This window comes from Devosia sp. 919 (genome assembly GCF_013185965.1).
In the GTDB taxonomy this organism is placed as follows: Bacteria; Pseudomonadota; Alphaproteobacteria; order Rhizobiales; family Devosiaceae; genus Devosia.
Window position 1 is genome coordinate 78,400 of the sequence record NZ_JABAOL010000002.1, and the last position, 15,720, is coordinate 94,119.

Here is a 15,720-nt window from a genome sequence, read left to right on the forward strand (position 1 = left end):
ATGGAAGGGCTGACAACTGAAATTGTGAAGCGCATCGCCGCCGACACCATCTTCGGCAAGCCGTTGGTGACCAACGTTTACCGATCTGTCATTGTCGAGGCCATTGTGGCCACTGCACTGCCGGACTGGAACTGGTGCAGTGCAGACTACGCCTCATGCGACTTCATCCATCCGGATGGGACCCGTCTGGAGGTCAAGCAATCGGCCATGAGGCAGACGTGGGTGACGAAGGCCCCATCGAAGCCATCGTGGGATATTGCGGCACGGACAGGGTTCTGGGAGAACGGCACGGATTGGACGGAGAGAGCCGGCCGCAACGCTGATGTTTATGTGCTTGGACTGCATGACCTTGTCGACGACAACGCCGACCATCGCGACCCAGCGCAGTGGCAGTTCTTCGTCCTTTCGGAACATCGGTTGCCGTCAACAAAGCGGCTGGGTCTCGCTACCGCCATGCGGCTGGTGCAACCGGTTGGCTGTAGCGACCTAGCCGGCGCGGTGAGGAAGGCCCTGAGCGAGCGCCGATTCGTCTATGGAACCGGCGACCTGCAGCGCTCTAGCGCGTGGTAGGCGGCACTGCTCGAGTTGTCGGCTTTCGCGCCATCCAGAACCCCCGCTACTGACCAAAATCCAACTCTCGATCAACTTGCGATTCCTGAATTAGCGTCGCTCTAGCTAAGCCACAAGATTGGACGGAGTGATCGCGTTTGCATCGGAGACGCCCGCCAACCTAACTATCGCATCCGGATTCGAGTCGCCCAGCTCATCGTAGAAGACCCAGGTGTCGGCACCGTTGTCGACAGCGACATACTTGATGGTGCCGTCAAGGTAAGTCTCTGCAATCGCCAGGGCACTAGCGTAGTCTGTCGCCTGTTCTGCGGCAACCCTAGCATTTGCGACGTCGGCTGCGACGTCGTTAAAATCCAGAAAGTCGTCGGCGGCGTCAAAGTCCGTCACGACGTCGATCTGATATGTTCCTGCCCCCTCCTTGAGCACTACAAAAGTATCTTGGCCACTCCCACCGGTGAGAGTGTCTAAACCTTCGCCAGCCCAGATCGTGTTATCCCCCAGACCTGTAGTGAGGGTCAGGTCGCCCAGCATATTTGCTGCGAAAACTTCTACACCCGCAATCGTGCTTACATCGACAACAAGGTCCACAGGACCGCTGACGTGGATCAGTTCCAAAAAGTTGCCGGTAATGCTCGCCGAGTTGATAAGCTCGGGACCGTCAGAGTAAATGTCGAGACGCACGACGTTCTGTATGTCGATTGTTGATCCAGCGCCACTGGTGGAGCCATACAGATTTATTCCAAACTGCGAGTCCAATGTCCCGCCCGTGGTGTTGAAAGAGAAGTTCGCCCCGTCCCCTAAATCGCCTCCGATTAAGACTTCACGTACCCGTTCAATGCCTACTAAAGTGCGGTCTGCTGTGAAGGCTTGATCAGGAGTGTTCATGGCGTACAAGTCAACGCCGGAGAAGTTAGCGAAAGAAATCGTCCGAGCGCTTGCTGTTGCATCAACTTGGTCTGGCTGATCTATAGGTGCGCCATCCACTTTGAGCAGAACGTCGGTAGGCAAGTTCCCTCTCTCGATACGCTGCCCCGCGATTATTGCGTCTTCCGAGAAAATGAGCGTAATTCGTGAAGTTCCATCCACCACAATTCTTCCGATTGGGGCGCCACTTCTGTTATCAGCGAGGTCAGTTTCGATGTCACCGCTAGTACTCTCGATACCAGAGTTGGTCTGTACAAAACCCACCATATTCTCGGTGCCATAACTCCCGATCCTCAGGGTCTCGACGGCGGTGTTAGCACCTGTCTGCTTGAGCACCGACAGGTTAGCGAAGCCAGTACTGACGAAGTCTATCTTAACTTCGTCGCTGCTTCCTGCAAACGCGTTCTCTTTGTAGGCCAGCAGAACTGCCCCCTCGAAGCCCTCGTTGCGGACCCTTATGTCTGTGTCGAGAGCTCCGAAGCCCACCTGGTCTGATCCAGAGCCGCGAAGGGTGATCCGTTCAATCGAACTGTCAGAATTACCAAGGTCGATACCCGCAGAGCCATCAACCGTGACATCAAGCTCCTCTATGCTCGTCAACTTTGGGGCGACCACACCGCCATCCAGAGCAACCTTCAGAATATCTAAGCCGCCCTCCCCGTTCAGGTCATCACCATCATCTAACGTACCAAGCGCGCCCTCAAACAGGTCGTTTGAGCTGGACCCGACTCTCGTCTCTGCACCAGCCACGAGCTCGATGTGTACCGAGACGCCACCACCACCTGGCGGCGTGGAGGTGACAAGGTCTATCACAGCGTCGTCAACTTCACGTGCGGTTGGGATGGTACTTGGATCGCTGGTGATGGTAGCCAAGAACGCCTGCCCTTTAGCGGCCGCGGCGGGTCCGACGTAGGCAAGCACTTCCTCTGGCGTGTCTAGAGATCTGGTGAACATGTCCGCAGCGATCAGCTTGTTCTCGACGACCACCAAATCTTGGTTCTTCGCGCCGTCCAAGATGTTAACAGCGACGTTCTCAATCGACAGCTGACCGCGGGCAAGCTTATCCGCGTAATAGGCCAGGCCCTCGGGTTCAGCGGGGCGGCCGAAGAGGCTGAGGTAAATGGAGTTTACGATACCGGCCTCGTTCATTCCCTGGAAACGGTCGAGGTACTCAGGCTGCCCGGCGATGGAGGATAAGAATTGCAAATCCCGGCCGTTGTTCGTCAGGTTATTGTAGAAATCCAGCCCTCGGGGATCTGCAGGACGGCCGAACAATGCCAAGTAAAGCCCCTGAACCGTCGCCATTTCTTCCCTCCAAGTATCAGCCAGAATTTACATTGGCACGGTGCAAACGGCAGCAACAAGTAGTTAACAATACTTAAAATACATTCTTATGTCGGCCTGACTAGTCAGCAAAGGCTAGCCTTCCTCAGTCTGGATTCCGCTGTCGTTTGCCGTCAATATCGCGCAAAGCGCAGGCCGAGAGCCGTGTCGAAACGAATGCACGGGCGGATGCCGGTGATCCTGGAGGAGGATGCCTATGATGCCTGGCTGTCGGGCGATGCTCAGGCGGACGAGGCCAAGGCGCTGTTGCTGGACAACCAGCTTGACAGTAACCTGCAGTTCCACCGGATCAGCCGTGCGGTGAACAACAGCCGCTATGAAGGCACGGACGTGAAGAAGCCGGTGGTGAACCCGCTTTGATGCAAACCGCACTGGCCGGAGTTTAACGCATGCTCAGCTGGAAGTTTGCTGCCGCCTTGGCGCTGCCGATCGCCATTGTGTCAAGTTGGGGGGCCGCTAACGTGAGCGGTATTTGCGTTCCCGAGCTGCGCCGGCTTAGTGAAGCTGAGTACATATCCACTGCACTCGAGTGGCGGGAAACCCGGCGGACTTGGGTCACGAGGCCGGATGGCCAAGTACGAGCTGTAGAGAAACCAGCCTCCGCAGAGGACTACCTGGCGTTGTATCCAGGCTGCTGTTCTGTTGTCACCGGACCGGGGGCGGACGCGTTCGAAGAGCCAGATGTGTGGGATAAATAGTTCGACAATTTCTCAACAATCGTCCGGATCAGCTCCCCGCAGTACCATGACGTAGATGGCACCGTGCTTCTGAAGGCACGCGAGTACTACGTGCCAATGAACAACTGCGGCGTGGTTTGGGACCTTTGAGAGGCCTGCCAACGTGGATCACGAACTGGCGGCAAGCTGAGTAGCAGCCGGTATGAGGGCACGGACGTGAAGAAGCCGGTGGTCAATCCGCTGTAATCGCTGACGAACAGCCGTTAACTTAGCGTCCCCGATGAGCAGTAGGATGCTGCAACAGCTGGATCAGGCCTCCCGCAGATCCCCACGGCGTTCAGCCCACCTTCATGCGGCTGATGCTGGCTCTTCGAAGTTGATACGGAATGAGCCCATACGAACCTCTTCTTGTTCGTCACCTACGTAACCACGAACTTTCAACACGCAGTCATCTTCGATCTGCAGAGGGACAGCGTTGAGATGGAAGTTCGCTATGAAAAAATGGTCATCGTCTTGCAGGTCGACCCCCTCCGGCTCGAGGTCGCCATCCAGAGCAATCATCTCTCTGGTAGTCTCCCCCAATTCCTGCAGCACGACGACACGAAGCTTCCCCACAGCCATTTTTATCGGGATGTACATGTGAACAGCGATGGTGAATTGGGGGAGAACAGCAGGTTTCGGACCTTTGATGTTCATGTCCGTCCCATAGATCCCCATGTAACTTATTTTGCCGCCTAGTTCGTGCCTGACGTCATCACAGAATAAACTGATGCCGTAGGGCTTAGGCATGCTCAGGGACCTCGACTACGGCGGCTTTTTGCACGGTCATTGTCATGGGGCGGCTGGTCGAAACGTTTCGGCCCGCGCACTTGTGAAAAGCCACGCCAGAGCCGCTAGATATTTTTACGTTATCCAAGCAGTCGGCGAGCCAGATTGGTTCACGAAGGTTTTGCATGCCTTCCCGAAGCGGCCAATCGCGTTCCACGCGGGGGCAGCTACCATCAATAGCAAACATCACCTGTCCCAGCGTTTCAGCGGTGATGTTGCTTGACGTGTTCAGGATTTTGGACAGGCGCGACCTATCCATGCCCAAGCGCCTGGCCAGCTGAGCTTTCGTCAAGCGGCTTTCTACAAACGCAGTGAGTATCATCTGATGGATACGGTCGCGCGCGAGCCCGGCCATGTAAGACAGCGCAAAGCGATCTACCGGTTCATCCCCGGTCGGCTCAGACAAAGCTGAAGCTTCCTGAAATGTACGCATTGATGTCTTCTCCTGTAATCGGGAGATAGCCTGGAAATAGGCCACCCCAGATAGACGTATTGTCAGCAACAGCTAGTGGGTATGCCAAGCGTCCCACTAGTTGTGTTTTCGGTGTAACGCTGAGCGCGATGAAAACGTCGCACTCGGCGAAACATCCAAAAATCCGCAGCTGCGGCTTCGGATCTCGAATTCGAAACTCCCACACACCCTCGGCCACCGGGTCGTTGCGGGACAGTTGGCAATAGGCTGGTTTTTCATGTGGATTTAGCGAGACGACGATACGATTGCCTGCGGTAAAGGAGTCGAGCATCCTCCTACCTTCAGCAGCCTTGTGGGCGAATTCCTTCGGAACCCCAGCCGTGACAAAATCCCACACCTCTCCTGTCACAAACACATGTCGTGCAGCGACAACGCCGGGCAGCTTATGCGAAAGGGGAGCCAATTCCCCCCTGTCAACTGCTGATGCCACGGCGTCACGAATGGACATATAAGTCAACAAACTCCCACTCGCAAGTTACTAATTGGTAAAGTAACCGGCGGTGAATGGCATCATTCTCACAACTTCCGCGTAAAGCAAGGCCCAGAAACGAGAGCTTCGCCAGGCCGGCTGCCCTTGTGTGCCTCTCTGGGAGAAGGCAACTCAGGGGGCATTGATGTCCTAATGGCAGACGCGCCGGCGGTACAACTCTGCCGACAGGCTCTTCAGCAGATCCTCTACCACCCGGGGCGTCTCTCCCGCCCACATCTGCGCCTCGAACTGCAGCCGCAGGGCGTTGATCAGCTTGCGCAGGAACTCGCTATCTTCGCTGAACAGGTAGTTGGGTGGCGGCACCACCAACACGCGCGCCACCAGCACATCGATCTCGGTTCCAACATCCCGCGGAATGGGTGTAGCCACATGCGCCCACCAAGCCTCGGTGGCCGCATCAGCTGCAGCCTGCTTGTCAGCCGCCTGCCCGTTCTGCTCAAACCACTTGGGCCAGCTGATGCCCAGAACCATTGATTGTTGGTGGGCAACTGACCGCGCCACTCGATCCACGCACAGCGTTCCGGATGCCGCCGGCCTGATGGAAAGGCCACGAACCGCGTTCCTTCGCGATGCCACTGTAGCCTTGCTGGAGCCATAGCATTTCAGTCGCGCTGACCGAACTTCCGGCGCACCCGCTGCTTGGCCCTGAGTGCATGGCGAACGTCTGAGGGTGCGGCGCCAAGTTTCCGCGCAATGTCTTGTTCGGTCATTTCTGGATGCAGCTGCTTCAAAGCCCTGGCTCGGGTCTGAATAAGAAACAATTGCAATGGACATGGGACGACTCCGGCACTTCTCGGCTGCCGGGACTAGAACATAATGGGAACGGATGCGAGTCAATCTTGGGTGGTGGTTAGGATCCAGGCCCTGTCGACGCGTACAATCAACATCAAGCGAGTCTCAAAATGCGCTTGAGCTGTTAGGGCCTTGAGGGAACCTTAGCTCTAACGATCTAGCCCTACCGATGTACTTAACAGCGAACGGGGGCTCGGTATGCTAGCACGTATGGCACTGGTCAGGGACTTTCTTGAGCAGGCCTTAGTGGTCCTGCCTTACGATGATCCAATGTCGGTTGAGCTGGAAGAATTGATCGAGCGCGCCATTGGGCTTGCCTACACGTCCAGCTTTGCAGGACACAAAGCCGGCCAGAACGTCGTTGACTTCCAAGGTGCCGCCCAGCGCCTCAGGCCTGCTTCGTAGCTGGGCCAAATTAGAGGCTCGGTTCCTACACTCCACCAAGCCCACTGGTTGGAACAAATATATGGGCCTTGCGCTCGCCCATCGTGCACGACCTCTTCCGTAGGTGCGGACGAGATCGTGTTCGAGATCGTCACCGCCCCGACCTCACGATCTCGCGCGTAAGCTCGCGGATCTCCGGCCGCACATCCTGTATGACAGCCATGATGCGCTCCACGGCTTCGGTGTTTTCTTCGAGAGCCTTACGCTGGGAGCTGCGGTCAGCGTGTTCCTCGCGCCGCAAGATGTTGTTCTCGGTCAGGATTAAATTGCTGGCTTCGATCGTGCCGGCCAGACGATCCATGGCCACCGTGTCACTGGTGATGATGGTGGTCTTTTCGGTCTTAACCGAAGGACTCATCTTCATGGCCTGCACCGTTCGCATCACCCACTGGATGCCAAAGAATGCACCGACGGCAATTACTGAGGCCGCGCCACCAATCGAGTAGAGCGCTTGGATCTGTTCATTGTCCATATTCCGGTGCCACCGCGTCCAAGAGCGCCCATGCGGCCGCAAAGAAACCATAGAAGGCCAGACGCCGTAGGTGCCGATACCGGTGGTGCCAGTGCCCGAGGCATAGAAGCCGATGGAAAGCATAAGAAAGAGAAACACCTGCAACAGCGCGGAGATGGTGCGCAGCGCAGACTGTAGGCTTGGGCACGGTTCCGTTGATGACGAGGGCTGCCACGTTTACGCAGCCGAGTGCAAAAATGCCAGATCCCCAGACCCATGGGCCGCCGACGAACCCGCGAAAGGAAGCATCGAAAAGTGTGGGGTTGAACAGAATGGTTAGGCCAAACACGATGGAGATCGTCGCGTTTTGCCACTCCAAGCTGCGCAGCCGAAAGCGCTGCCGCAGATGGACAGCGCTTTCCTCGATGATGGCCTTCATGACTACTTCCCGAGAGCTGGCTTGCTCGCGCCAACTACGCGGCCATAAGCAGCGTAGAGCAGACCAAGGACTTCAAAGATCGAGCCGCCAAGCTGCACGAGCTCGGGAATGCTGTTGGTCACGAGTTGCACATCGGCGCCACTGATCTGGACTCCGAAGTGCTGCGCCACGGCGCCCACGCCGGCGGCGATCAAACCGATATAGATACGGCTGCGATACCAGGGTTCGGAGTTGGTGGCGTTCACAAGCACGGGCTTGACTGCCTCGGTAATCTCACGCGCCACGTGCGGGGCGGCAGCGTCAGATACCGGCACCGATGGCCGGTCAGGGTTTCAAGCGTGCTCCGGAAGATGCCTTCCGCCAGTGCCTCAACAAGGGTTCTGCCCATGGTTAGAAGCCTTTCCAGAAAAAAGCCCCGGCAAATGCCAGGGCGATAGGGATGAAGAATGCGAGCCATAGCCAGACGGGCCACTTGTGGCGCTCGGCTGCGGTCGATGCGGGTATGGGTGTGGGTGTAGTGGGAACAGCGGGGCTAAGCGTCGGTACCGGTACAGGCGCGTCGGGCTCCGGATCCTTGTCCATAGCTGGAATCATCACCTTGGAGAACGCGGCCTTGAGTTCGGCTGACACGTTCACTCGCTTGGCGCTCGACCAATCCGGGGTCATGTTGGCCTTGACGCGGGTGTATTCGGTCATGGTGCCGTCGTTGGACCACTTGCCGTCAAAGAACAGGTCGTGCTCCTTCTTGCGGCGGCCCGCGATCTCTGCTGGCTTGCTCCAGTTGTCAACCATGGAAGCTCGCCCCTCCTTGATCTTGCCTGCCTTCCACAGTTTCACCCACTCTGCACGCCCGATGGCGCCGGTGTTCCAGTGGAACGACAACGCCGCGGCGAACTGAGCCTTTGTAATCTTGTGGCCGGCGAAAGCCTTGCGGACTGCTCGAGCGTAGTTCGTCAGCGCCCAGGCGAAGATGTCCATGCAGTGCTGCAGCGTCTGCGGCTTGCCGACATACCGCTCGACATGGTGGCCGGTCGCGTTCGTCATGCCGACGGACCATGTCATCACGCCGACACTGTCTTTGTAGGTCTGGCGGATCACGGCCTCATGGCCTCCGACCTCCAGTGCCACTTGGGAATCGACAGCAATAGTGCTGGCGTCCACTGCGGCGCCTGCCGTTTTGGTCATGGTTCACCTGTGATGTTGGGTATGAAAAAGGCCCCCGGTTAGGGAGCCTTAGGGGAAGTGAGGTCGGGCGGGGGTGCTGGTACTTACCAGTTGCGGTTAAGCCAGGATCGGGACGGTTTCTCCACCAGGTAGTAGCTGGCTATCGCGCAAGCGAATGCGCCGGCCAAGCACAATACCGGTGATCCGTCGATGTGATATCGGAACTGGAAGAAAGGCTGCTGCCACAGGTAGAGCGAGTAAGACCAAAGCCCGAGCGTAACCATCGGTGCAGTCGATAGCGCGCTTAAGATAGCTTTGGCGCTATAATCGATGGAGTTCACCGCTATGGCGAGTAAGGCAGTACCAAGCACGTAATGGAGCGGCATTGGCGCGGCGTCCAGGAACGCAGCTGTGGCACCCATAGCGGCAAAAACACTAATTAAGGGGTGCTGGAGTATGCGCGGGTAATACCCACCGGCTTTGATCAGACACAGCAAAACCGACAGCAAGATAGATGCAATATGCACATCAGTGCGCCAGTAAACCCGGGTCATGGGGTCGCTCATTACAGCCCATGAAGCTGCTCCGTTCATTAGCGCTAGAGCAGCTGACGCAAGTACCGCTAGCATCAAACCCCTCGAGTTTCTCACGAAAACTAAGCTCATGATGGCTAGGAAGACATACGAATGCTCTTCCACAGACAGGGACCAGACATGATCCAGTGCTCCAGCTCGCGTGACGAAGGCGCCGGCATAGTTGTAGGTGAAAGTGAGCGCTGTGAGCGCAGCCTTCCATTTGAACGCTATGAGGGTTCCGGAGAGAGCCACCATGCTAATCAAAACGTACACTAGAAGTGCGGGGTAAATTCTTGAGAACCGGCGCTTGAAGAACTTCTTGAGGGGGTAGCGCTCAATAAACAGGATCTCCGCCATTAGGCGCCCGCTCAAAACAAAGAAGAACTCGACACCTAATAGGCCAAGATTGATGCCACGGACCGGGGTAAAATGGCCCATCAGCACCAGAGCGATGGAGATGCCACGCCAGCCATCGAGATACAGAAGCCGCTCCCGAGAGCGCGCCGGGGCACCTTCCGAGACATCAGTTCTCTCAATAGCGATATCCATAAGCCCCCCCATGCGAACCGGGAGAGACTAGCTTGGGGGGCCCAACCTTCCCGCTTGGGAAGAATGCGGAGGGTGACTATGGGAGGTACTCCCTTGGCGCCCATGCGGGCCTTGATAAGACCCTTGGCCTCTGCCGCCTGCTCGTCAGTCAAGGCCTTCGCGTAGAACGACACCTCCCTAATGTCGCCTATGAAGCCGCTCGGCCCCCGTCAGGGATCCTGAGGGTAGGAGGAGCGGTGTGAGGGCGTGGGGTTGGGAGTCCAGTACGAGGTTAAGCATGCACTACCAGCACATTAGGCTTAATCCTATTGCGTACTGGCAGGAAGTCATCCGATATTCGCCCGGCAGTTGAACTATGTTTCAGGCTGGAGCAGTCCTGCTGCAGGATTTTTTTGTGGGAGGAAGATGATGGAAGAATATCTTCGCGCGACTATTCGCAAACACCGCCGGTCAGCTTTAGCTGTCACTGCAGCCCATTGGGCTGGACGATACCTCAACGCTTGGCATAATACGGGTTTCTACGATTTTGATCAAAACGGGGAACGTTTTCTTCTCGAAACGGCGCGGAAGATCCACAATCGACCGCTTACGGTTTGGGACGTTGGAGCTCATGAAGGGGAATATGCCCTCGCAGTTCACTCCGTTATGCCTTCCGCAAAGGTGACAAGCTTTGAAATATTACCGCAGGTAGCAGCTAAACTGCGGGCCAAAAACCTGGACGCCCAATGGTTCACGCTTCAAGAAATCGGCCTCTCTGATCGGCCGGGCACTGTCGACGTCACTTACAACCACAAGTTCCATACGACCAACGCGATCAATCCGCGGAATGAAATATGGCTCAACCATGATGAGGTGGAGGTTGTTAAGTGCTCTGTTTCCACGGTTGACGAATTGGTCAGCAGCGGGTCCACTGCTCCGGATATCCTGAAAATTGACGTAGAAGGCCACGAGGCTGCAGTTCTCGACGGGGCGCAAGCTCTCCTCGGGGGCGATCAGGCGCCGATCTTAGTCCAATTCGAATACGGTGCAACGTGGATACCATCGTCACGCACACTCTGCCAAGTTCAAACAAAGTTAGAAGCATGTGGCTACGCGGTTGGCCGTTTGTACTCTGACCACGTTAGTTTTAAGCCATACGAATACTCTGATGAGCACTATAGAATGGGCAACATGGTGGCAGTACGAGACCATGAATTGCAAAAGGCCCTATCAGCGGCGTAGGTGGAGCATTGCCAGATCGAGTGAGGCGGTAGGGGTTATGTCAGCGCGGTTATGAAGCCTTGGGAGAAATGCGGATTACATGGCGCGTCTGAGGGTCTGTAGTGTGCCTCGATACTCTGGAGCCACCCATGCAGAGCCTGGATAGAACCGTCCTATTGTTCTTCAAAGACTTCGAGGCGGACAAGTTCTTGCCCGGAGACCGCTACCTGAAGCGGGTTCTCCGGCCCTTGTACGAGCGGCTGCACACCCGCCAGAAGATCACCGGCTTTGGCATGTCGTTCCAGCTGCTGAAGAGAGCCTTGGAAGGCGAGGGGTTCGACGTTCGCGTTAATGACTACGGATTTGCAAAGCGCCACCCCGAACACCCAGTCGGAGTAGTTGGATTTCCGCTGATCCTCGACAATTGGGCGCTGCCTAACCCTGCTTTGCTGGGACCGTCACTTTACGATCATCCGGGCCTGAGGCCAAACCTGTTCGATGACCCGCGCTTCAGGAAGTACCTGGTGCTCGCGGAATGGACTTTCAGCATGTTCGCGCCCACCTACGGTGCCGACCGGTGCGTGCCCTGGTTCGCAGGAATTGACACGGCCCGTTGGCCAGACCTTTCGGCTCGAACTAAATCCGTTGATTTCCTGATCTACGATAAGATCAGATGGGACCAGGACGCATACCAGGGTTCCCTCATCGATCCCATCCGGGAGGAGCTTAGCACTCGCGGGCTCTCGTACGAGGTCATGCGATACAAGCAACACGACCATAAAACTTACCAAGACGCACTGGCGCGGTCACGCGGCATGATCTTCCTGTGCGAGCATGAAACCCAGGGGCTCGCCTATCAGGAGGCCATGGCGTCGGGCGTTCCGGTACTCGCTTGGGACCGAGAGTACTGGGCTGACCCCCTTTGGAAGCGGTTCCATAGAGCGGCGCCTGCGGCGTCATCGGTGCCCTTTTTCTCGACCCAGTGCGGAGAGCGGTTTGCCTCGCTTGCCGAATTTATCCCAAGGCTTTCCGCCTTCATGGATCGTCGTGGTAGCTACCGGCCGAGGGCTTACGTGCTTGAGAACCTGAGCATGCAAGCCTCGGCCAAGATCTACGCGCAAGCTTACTTCTCCTTGCGCAACAGCACAGGTCAAAGATCCGACGTTACAACCCGCTTAGAGCGCCTGGATGGTTAGATTCGTCCAGCCGGGTTAAACTTCCGGGCTGTGGGTCAGCGGAGTGTAGCGTGGGTGGGCAGAAGCGAACTCAGCCTCTTCGTCCGCGTCTGGCTTTGGAACTCGCGGCGCGCCTGGCTTGCGCTTTGTCTTGCCTGCGCCTTCCAGCTTCATTGTCAGTGCTGTGGTGTAGCCCGACTTCGAATAGTCGTGCGTCACGGATTGGATGATAAACGGAATGCCATCGACGCCTTCCCTGATACCAGCAAAAGACATGCCCGCACCAGCCCTGATGGTTGGGTCGCCGAATACTGTGCAAGAGGCCGTGATGCCTTCGCGCTTCAGATCCTTAGCTTTTGCTTGGGCGGCGCCGGCGGCTTCGTCTTCAGCGTAGGCGTCCATCACTTGATCAAATATCTAAAGACACCGACACAGCGCCCGCGCCTGTGCTGGGTGCTCGACGGCTTACCGATTCCAGCTGTCATCGAGATCGTAAATCTGGTGCGCGGGCGTGGCTGCCGCGATCCAAAGATGCGTGCTGATGATCCCTAAGCAAGGTGTTCGTCGTCCAGCGGACCTGACGCTGCCCGATAGTGGTAGTCCCTTGCGCGGATCTTGCATTCCATGCGGTGGGCCCTCAGGCCACCCGCTTCCATGTCGACAAGCGAGCGAAGCGCGAAAGTCGGTGCCGTCATGGCCGTTGTAAGTAGCGCCGCCGCACCACGGATCGGCGACTTCGCCTTCCGCTCCGCGCCTTTTCCATCGCCTGCTCCTTGCCTGACCTACCCAGCGTCATTCCTACGCCCGGTAGCTTGAGTGGATCGCGGTTCATGGCCGCCAAGTGGTCCGGGCAGCGAATTTATCAGCTGGCGGTCATGTCGATCCAAGACCTCGCACAACTGCCCATCACCTCGTCAATCGACCTGACGCGTAATCGCCAAAGCTATCCGGCAGTTGCTTCGTCGCCTCATTCACGTCCGCGAGTACTTCATCCAACGTGATCGCGCATGCGGGCGTTGCGGCCAGTAATGCCGCTGCGTAGATCCACGCCTGTCTCACTGCATTCTCCCTGTTTTCCGATACTCTAGATGGGAGCAGTACGATGTCGTCGCGACGGCCCCTGCTATTCACCGGCGTTTGCCATCTCGACCGCAGCGGCAGATCGACGGGCTCCAGGATGCAGTCTGAGGCAGCGAATCATCGCAGTAGTGCAGCAGCGCGTGCTTGCCCTGCCAATATCAGATTCTTCGAAATCCTGCGCTATTGTACTCAGAAGCACGGCTCGGCATGTACTCGGCGAGATCAATGACGAGCTCAGGCATTCAATAACTGGCGCCAATCTGGGTGCTCGGCCGGGGGTTGGAGCCCCCCAATACGGCCAATCCGTTGATTAAACAAGGGCAGTGGCGGAGAGGAAGGGATTCGAACCCTCGAGACAGTTCATCACCATCTGCGCCCTTAGCAGGGGCGTGCCTTCGACCACTCGGCCACCTCTCCGGCAGGGCTCGTCTAGCTTGAGGGAGCGGTGCTGGCAAGGGGTTTCTGGCGAACTGGCGTGTTCTTCCCACAACATCGGCGCCACCGCGTGCTCTGCCGCTTGAGATCGCCGCTGGTTTGGCTTGGTGAAGCCGCAAATACGGGTTATTTCTTCGCCCTGCCATACAACCAATTTGTTGTTGGCGGCAGCAGTGGAGGGGGCATGATGCGCGGCAGCGTCTTACCGAGGTTAGCAACCGTCCTTGTTGGCGCGGCCCTTCTTGGGGCGACAGCCAGCGCGGCCCAGGCTCAAGCCATGCTGGAAGGCACCTGGCGCACGGTGCTGGAATCGGAGATCACCATCACCCCATGCCCCGAGGGTTATTGCGGCGTATTGAGCAAGATCGTGGTGCCTGAGGGCAAGCTCAGCGCCGAAGAGACGCGGGCGGCCGCGGCGATTGGGCCGGAGGACTTCGTGGATGCGCGCAACAAGGAGCCAGAACTGCGCAACCGCCCGATGCTGGGGCTGCAGATCCTCACCTTGCGACCCAGCGACAAGCCTGCCGTTTTTGACGGCAGCATCTATAACCCCGAGGACGGCAACACCTATTCGGGCTATGTGCAGGTCACCGGGCCGGACGCGCTGCGCCTCAATGGCTGCGTGCTGTTCAACGTTATCTGCCGCGGCGAGGAGTGGGTCCGCGTTCCCTCCGAGGAGTTGGCCGGGGGGGCACCGCCTCCCGAGGCGGTGCCGTAAGCGAGCCTAGCGCGCCCGCTGGTTGAACAGCATGGCCTGGGCGGCCTTGTCATTGCTGAGATCGGCACTGGGCAGGTCCTTGCCCACTTCGAGGCCCCGCTTGACCGCGGGCCGGGCATTGCAGCGCTCGATCCAGGCTTTGACATTGGGGAACTCGTTGATGTCCATGCCCTGCCGCTCCCAGAGCTGCGCCCAGCCGATGCAGGCGATATCAGCGATGGAATACTCGCCGGCTATATAGTCCTGACCTTCGAGCTGCTTGTTGAGCACGCCATAAAGGCGGTGCGTCTCATCAACATAGCGCTTGGTGGCATAGGGGATGCGCTCGGGCGCATAAAGGGCGAAGTGGTGGTTCTGCCCCAGCATCGGGCCAAAGCCGCCGACCTGCCAGAACAGCCATTCATCCACCTTGACCTGGGCGCGCATGTCCTGGGGATAGAACTGCCCGAATTTGAGGCCGAGATATTTGAGGATCGCCCCCGATTCAAAGATCGAGATCGGCTCACCCCCGGGCCCTTCGGGATCGATGATGGCCGGGATTTTGTTGTTGGGCGAGATCGCCAGGAACTCGGGCTTGAACTGATCGCCCTTGCCGATATCGATGCGATGATAGGTATAGGGGACGCCCAGTTCTTCCAGCATGATGGCGGCCTTCTGGCCGTTGGGGGTCGGCAGCGAATAAAGCTCGATCGGCTTGGTCTGGGTGGTCATGGCGCGTTCCGCTATATTTGGGATGCAGTAGTTTATCGGCATTTGCCGATGAATCGCAAGGCGAGGCGGCTGCGCGAGCCGCCTCCTTTCAGAGTGGCTGGATGCGCAGCTGGGGCTCGCCATTGCCGAGCCGCGCCGGCGACACCCCCCGGATATCGATCGTCGCATTGACCCGCTGCCGGAACGCCGAGAACAGTTCGGAGCTCACCACATCCACCGGCTGGTCGAACTTCACCGTGATGTCGTAGTGGCTCATGTCGGCACGGATCCTGACGCCCAGCACCAGCCCGGTGAAGCTTTGCCCCAGATAGGTGCCGCGCACGCGCTGGCCCACTTGGAGTGGGCTTGCGACCGGTTCGGGCAGCATGGCGCTGGCCGTGTTCCAATCGCGAAAGCCATGGGTCCGGGCGACCGCTTCCAGGGCCGCGCCGTGGGTTAAGCTCTCGCCCGCGGCCTGCCGGCTGGTGCGCAACTCTCGTGCTTCGGCCTTGAGCGTCTGGATCGAAGGGGTATCAAGGGAATAAGTCATGGTGCTTCTCACATCCGTGAGGCTTAGTTCCATGGGGCTCGCCTTGCCATGAAGCGCCTCGCTGGGGAGAGACAACATGGGGGATATCAAAGGCTGTCTTCACCATCGGGCGGACCCGGCGAGCGGCAGGCGACAGCAACCATTGCCTGCATG

19 protein-coding genes and 1 tRNA gene are annotated in these 15,720 nt (G+C 57.8%); 6 read left to right on the plus strand and 14 right to left on the minus strand.

All coding sequences use genetic code 11. The features are described from left to right. A complete protein-coding gene (locus HRQ64_RS17760) occupies window positions 1-570 on the plus strand; it encodes a hypothetical protein (protein ID WP_172125283.1) in 570 nt (189 codons plus the stop codon). Window positions 571-675: 105 nt separating this feature from the next. Here the strand turns inward: HRQ64_RS17760 and HRQ64_RS17765 are convergent, their stop codons facing one another. After that, on the minus strand, window positions 676-2,799 hold the full coding sequence (locus HRQ64_RS17765) for a DUF4214 domain-containing protein (protein ID WP_172125285.1): 2,124 nt from the start codon (window positions 2,797-2,799) through the stop codon (window positions 676-678). 195 nt (window positions 2,800-2,994) lie between these two features. On the opposite strand from HRQ64_RS17765, the gene HRQ64_RS17770 reads away from it, so the two are divergent. Continuing rightward, the gene (locus HRQ64_RS17770) at window positions 2,995-3,198 is read left to right on the plus strand and encodes an SOS response-associated peptidase family protein (RefSeq protein WP_282568088.1); all 204 of its coding nucleotides are present in this window, start codon (window positions 2,995-2,997) and stop codon (window positions 3,196-3,198) included. Window positions 3,199-3,863: 665 nt separating this feature from the next. Here HRQ64_RS17770 and HRQ64_RS17775 read toward each other — a convergent pair. The 4 genes from HRQ64_RS17775 to HRQ64_RS17790 all read right to left on the minus strand — a co-directional run bounded on the left by HRQ64_RS17775 (window position 3,864) and on the right by HRQ64_RS17790 (window position 5,776). Then, complete coding sequence (locus HRQ64_RS17775; protein ID WP_172125289.1) at window positions 3,864-4,211, minus strand: hypothetical protein; 348 nt, start codon at window positions 4,209-4,211, stop codon at window positions 3,864-3,866. Between the two features lie 85 nt (window positions 4,212-4,296). Continuing rightward, window positions 4,297-4,776, minus strand: coding sequence for a helix-turn-helix domain-containing protein (locus HRQ64_RS17780; protein ID WP_172125291.1), 480 nt, complete (start codon window positions 4,774-4,776; stop codon window positions 4,297-4,299). Beyond that, window positions 4,742-5,263, minus strand: coding sequence for a hypothetical protein (locus HRQ64_RS17785; protein WP_172125293.1), 522 nt, complete (start codon window positions 5,261-5,263; stop codon window positions 4,742-4,744). Before HRQ64_RS17785 ends, HRQ64_RS17780 begins: the two co-directional genes overlap by 35 nt. 171 nt (window positions 5,264-5,434) lie before the next feature. Next, entirely contained in the window at window positions 5,435-5,776 is a 342-nt protein-coding gene (locus HRQ64_RS17790) for a hypothetical protein (RefSeq protein ID WP_172125295.1), read from the minus strand. Between the two features lie 519 nt (window positions 5,777-6,295). On the opposite strand from HRQ64_RS17790, the gene HRQ64_RS17795 reads away from it, so the two are divergent. Further along, window positions 6,296-6,502: a hypothetical protein gene (locus HRQ64_RS17795; protein WP_172125297.1), complete on the plus strand. Its 207-nt coding sequence runs from the start codon at window positions 6,296-6,298 to the stop codon at window positions 6,500-6,502. Window positions 6,503-6,632: 130 nt separating this feature from the next. On the opposite strand, the gene HRQ64_RS17800 is transcribed toward HRQ64_RS17795, so the two are convergent. The 5 genes from HRQ64_RS17800 to HRQ64_RS17820 form a co-directional block, all read right to left on the minus strand. After that, entirely contained in the window at window positions 6,633-7,013 is a 381-nt protein-coding gene (locus tag HRQ64_RS17800) for a hypothetical protein (protein WP_172125299.1), read from the minus strand. Further along, entirely contained in the window at window positions 7,003-7,431 is a 429-nt protein-coding gene (locus HRQ64_RS17805) for a hypothetical protein (protein ID WP_172125301.1), read from the minus strand. Before HRQ64_RS17805 ends, HRQ64_RS17800 begins: the two co-directional genes overlap by 11 nt. 2 nt (window positions 7,432-7,433) lie before the next feature. Next, window positions 7,434-7,745: a hypothetical protein gene (locus HRQ64_RS17810; RefSeq protein WP_172125303.1), complete on the minus strand. Its 312-nt coding sequence runs from the start codon at window positions 7,743-7,745 to the stop codon at window positions 7,434-7,436. A gap of 76 nt (window positions 7,746-7,821) precedes the next feature. Next, window positions 7,822-8,616 carry a hypothetical protein gene (locus HRQ64_RS17815; RefSeq protein WP_172125305.1) on the minus strand — a complete coding sequence of 265 codons (795 nt, stop codon included), beginning with the start codon at window positions 8,614-8,616 and terminating at the stop codon, window positions 7,822-7,824. Window positions 8,617-8,699: 83 nt separating this feature from the next. After that, a complete protein-coding gene (locus tag HRQ64_RS17820) occupies window positions 8,700-9,719 on the minus strand; it encodes an acyltransferase (protein ID WP_172125307.1) in 1,020 nt (339 codons plus the stop codon). A gap of 405 nt (window positions 9,720-10,124) precedes the next feature. Here HRQ64_RS17820 and HRQ64_RS17825 point away from each other — a divergent pair, with 405 nt between their 5' ends. Next, on the plus strand, window positions 10,125-10,940 hold the full coding sequence (locus HRQ64_RS17825; protein ID WP_172125309.1) for an FkbM family methyltransferase: 816 nt from the start codon (window positions 10,125-10,127) through the stop codon (window positions 10,938-10,940). 128 nt (window positions 10,941-11,068) lie between these two features. After that, entirely contained in the window at window positions 11,069-12,115 is a 1,047-nt protein-coding gene (locus tag HRQ64_RS17830; RefSeq protein ID WP_172125311.1) for a glycosyltransferase, read from the plus strand. Window positions 12,116-12,130: 15 nt separating this feature from the next. Here HRQ64_RS17830 and HRQ64_RS17835 read toward each other — a convergent pair whose 3' ends face one another. Next, the gene (locus HRQ64_RS17835; RefSeq protein ID WP_172125313.1) at window positions 12,131-12,496 is read right to left on the minus strand and encodes a hypothetical protein; all 366 of its coding nucleotides are present in this window, start codon (window positions 12,494-12,496) and stop codon (window positions 12,131-12,133) included. 1,002 nt (window positions 12,497-13,498) lie between these two features. Next, a tRNA-Ser gene (locus HRQ64_RS17840) sits at window positions 13,499-13,591 on the minus strand. A gap of 202 nt (window positions 13,592-13,793) precedes the next feature. Between HRQ64_RS17840 and HRQ64_RS17845 the strand changes: the two genes are divergently transcribed. After that, window positions 13,794-14,327 (plus strand): DUF2147 domain-containing protein, encoded by a 534-nt coding sequence (locus tag HRQ64_RS17845; RefSeq protein WP_172125315.1) that lies wholly within the window; start codon window positions 13,794-13,796, stop codon window positions 14,325-14,327. 6 nt (window positions 14,328-14,333) lie between these two features. Here HRQ64_RS17845 and HRQ64_RS17850 read toward each other — a convergent pair whose 3' ends face one another. Both HRQ64_RS17850 and HRQ64_RS17855 read right to left on the minus strand, forming a co-directional pair. Beyond that, window positions 14,334-15,038, minus strand: a complete 705-nt coding sequence (locus tag HRQ64_RS17850; protein ID WP_172125317.1) for a glutathione S-transferase N-terminal domain-containing protein — start codon at window positions 15,036-15,038, stop codon at window positions 14,334-14,336. Window positions 15,039-15,126: 88 nt separating this feature from the next. Beyond that, complete coding sequence (locus HRQ64_RS17855; RefSeq protein ID WP_172125319.1) at window positions 15,127-15,567, minus strand: glyoxalase superfamily protein; 441 nt, start codon at window positions 15,565-15,567, stop codon at window positions 15,127-15,129. Between the last annotated feature and the right edge of the window lie 153 nt (window positions 15,568-15,720).

Excerpts from the sequence above, each read along its gene's own strand:
- HRQ64_RS17760 (WP_172125283.1), top strand. The coding sequence starts at position 1 with ATGGAAGGGCTGACAACTGAAATTGTGAAGCGCATCGCCGCCGACACC.
- HRQ64_RS17765 (WP_172125285.1), bottom strand. The coding sequence starts at position 2,799 with ATGGCGACGGTTCAGGGGCTTTACTTGGCATTGTTCGGCCGTCCTGCA.
- HRQ64_RS17770 (WP_282568088.1), top strand. The coding sequence starts at position 2,995 with ATGCACGGGCGGATGCCGGTGATCCTGGAGGAGGATGCCTATGATGCC.
- HRQ64_RS17775 (WP_172125289.1), bottom strand. The coding sequence starts at position 4,211 with ATGAACATCAAAGGTCCGAAACCTGCTGTTCTCCCCCAATTCACCATC.
- HRQ64_RS17780 (WP_172125291.1), bottom strand. The coding sequence starts at position 4,776 with ATGCGTACATTTCAGGAAGCTTCAGCTTTGTCTGAGCCGACCGGGGAT.
- HRQ64_RS17785 (WP_172125293.1), bottom strand. The coding sequence starts at position 5,263 with ATGTCCATTCGTGACGCCGTGGCATCAGCAGTTGACAGGGGGGAATTG.
- HRQ64_RS17790 (WP_172125295.1), bottom strand. The coding sequence starts at position 5,776 with ATGGTTCTGGGCATCAGCTGGCCCAAGTGGTTTGAGCAGAACGGGCAG.
- HRQ64_RS17795 (WP_172125297.1), top strand. The coding sequence starts at position 6,296 with ATGCTAGCACGTATGGCACTGGTCAGGGACTTTCTTGAGCAGGCCTTA.
- HRQ64_RS17800 (WP_172125299.1), bottom strand. The coding sequence starts at position 7,013 with ATGGACAATGAACAGATCCAAGCGCTCTACTCGATTGGTGGCGCGGCC.
- HRQ64_RS17805 (WP_172125301.1), bottom strand. The coding sequence starts at position 7,431 with ATGAAGGCCATCATCGAGGAAAGCGCTGTCCATCTGCGGCAGCGCTTT.
- HRQ64_RS17815 (WP_172125305.1), bottom strand. The coding sequence starts at position 8,616 with ATGACCAAAACGGCAGGCGCCGCAGTGGACGCCAGCACTATTGCTGTC.
- HRQ64_RS17820 (WP_172125307.1), bottom strand. The coding sequence starts at position 9,719 with ATGGATATCGCTATTGAGAGAACTGATGTCTCGGAAGGTGCCCCGGCG.
- HRQ64_RS17825 (WP_172125309.1), top strand. The coding sequence starts at position 10,125 with ATGATGGAAGAATATCTTCGCGCGACTATTCGCAAACACCGCCGGTCA.
- HRQ64_RS17830 (WP_172125311.1), top strand. The coding sequence starts at position 11,069 with ATGCAGAGCCTGGATAGAACCGTCCTATTGTTCTTCAAAGACTTCGAG.
- HRQ64_RS17835 (WP_172125313.1), bottom strand. The coding sequence starts at position 12,496 with ATGGACGCCTACGCTGAAGACGAAGCCGCCGGCGCCGCCCAAGCAAAA.
- HRQ64_RS17845 (WP_172125315.1), top strand. The coding sequence starts at position 13,794 with ATGATGCGCGGCAGCGTCTTACCGAGGTTAGCAACCGTCCTTGTTGGC.
- HRQ64_RS17850 (WP_172125317.1), bottom strand. The coding sequence starts at position 15,038 with ATGACCACCCAGACCAAGCCGATCGAGCTTTATTCGCTGCCGACCCCC.
- HRQ64_RS17855 (WP_172125319.1), bottom strand. The coding sequence starts at position 15,567 with ATGACTTATTCCCTTGATACCCCTTCGATCCAGACGCTCAAGGCCGAA.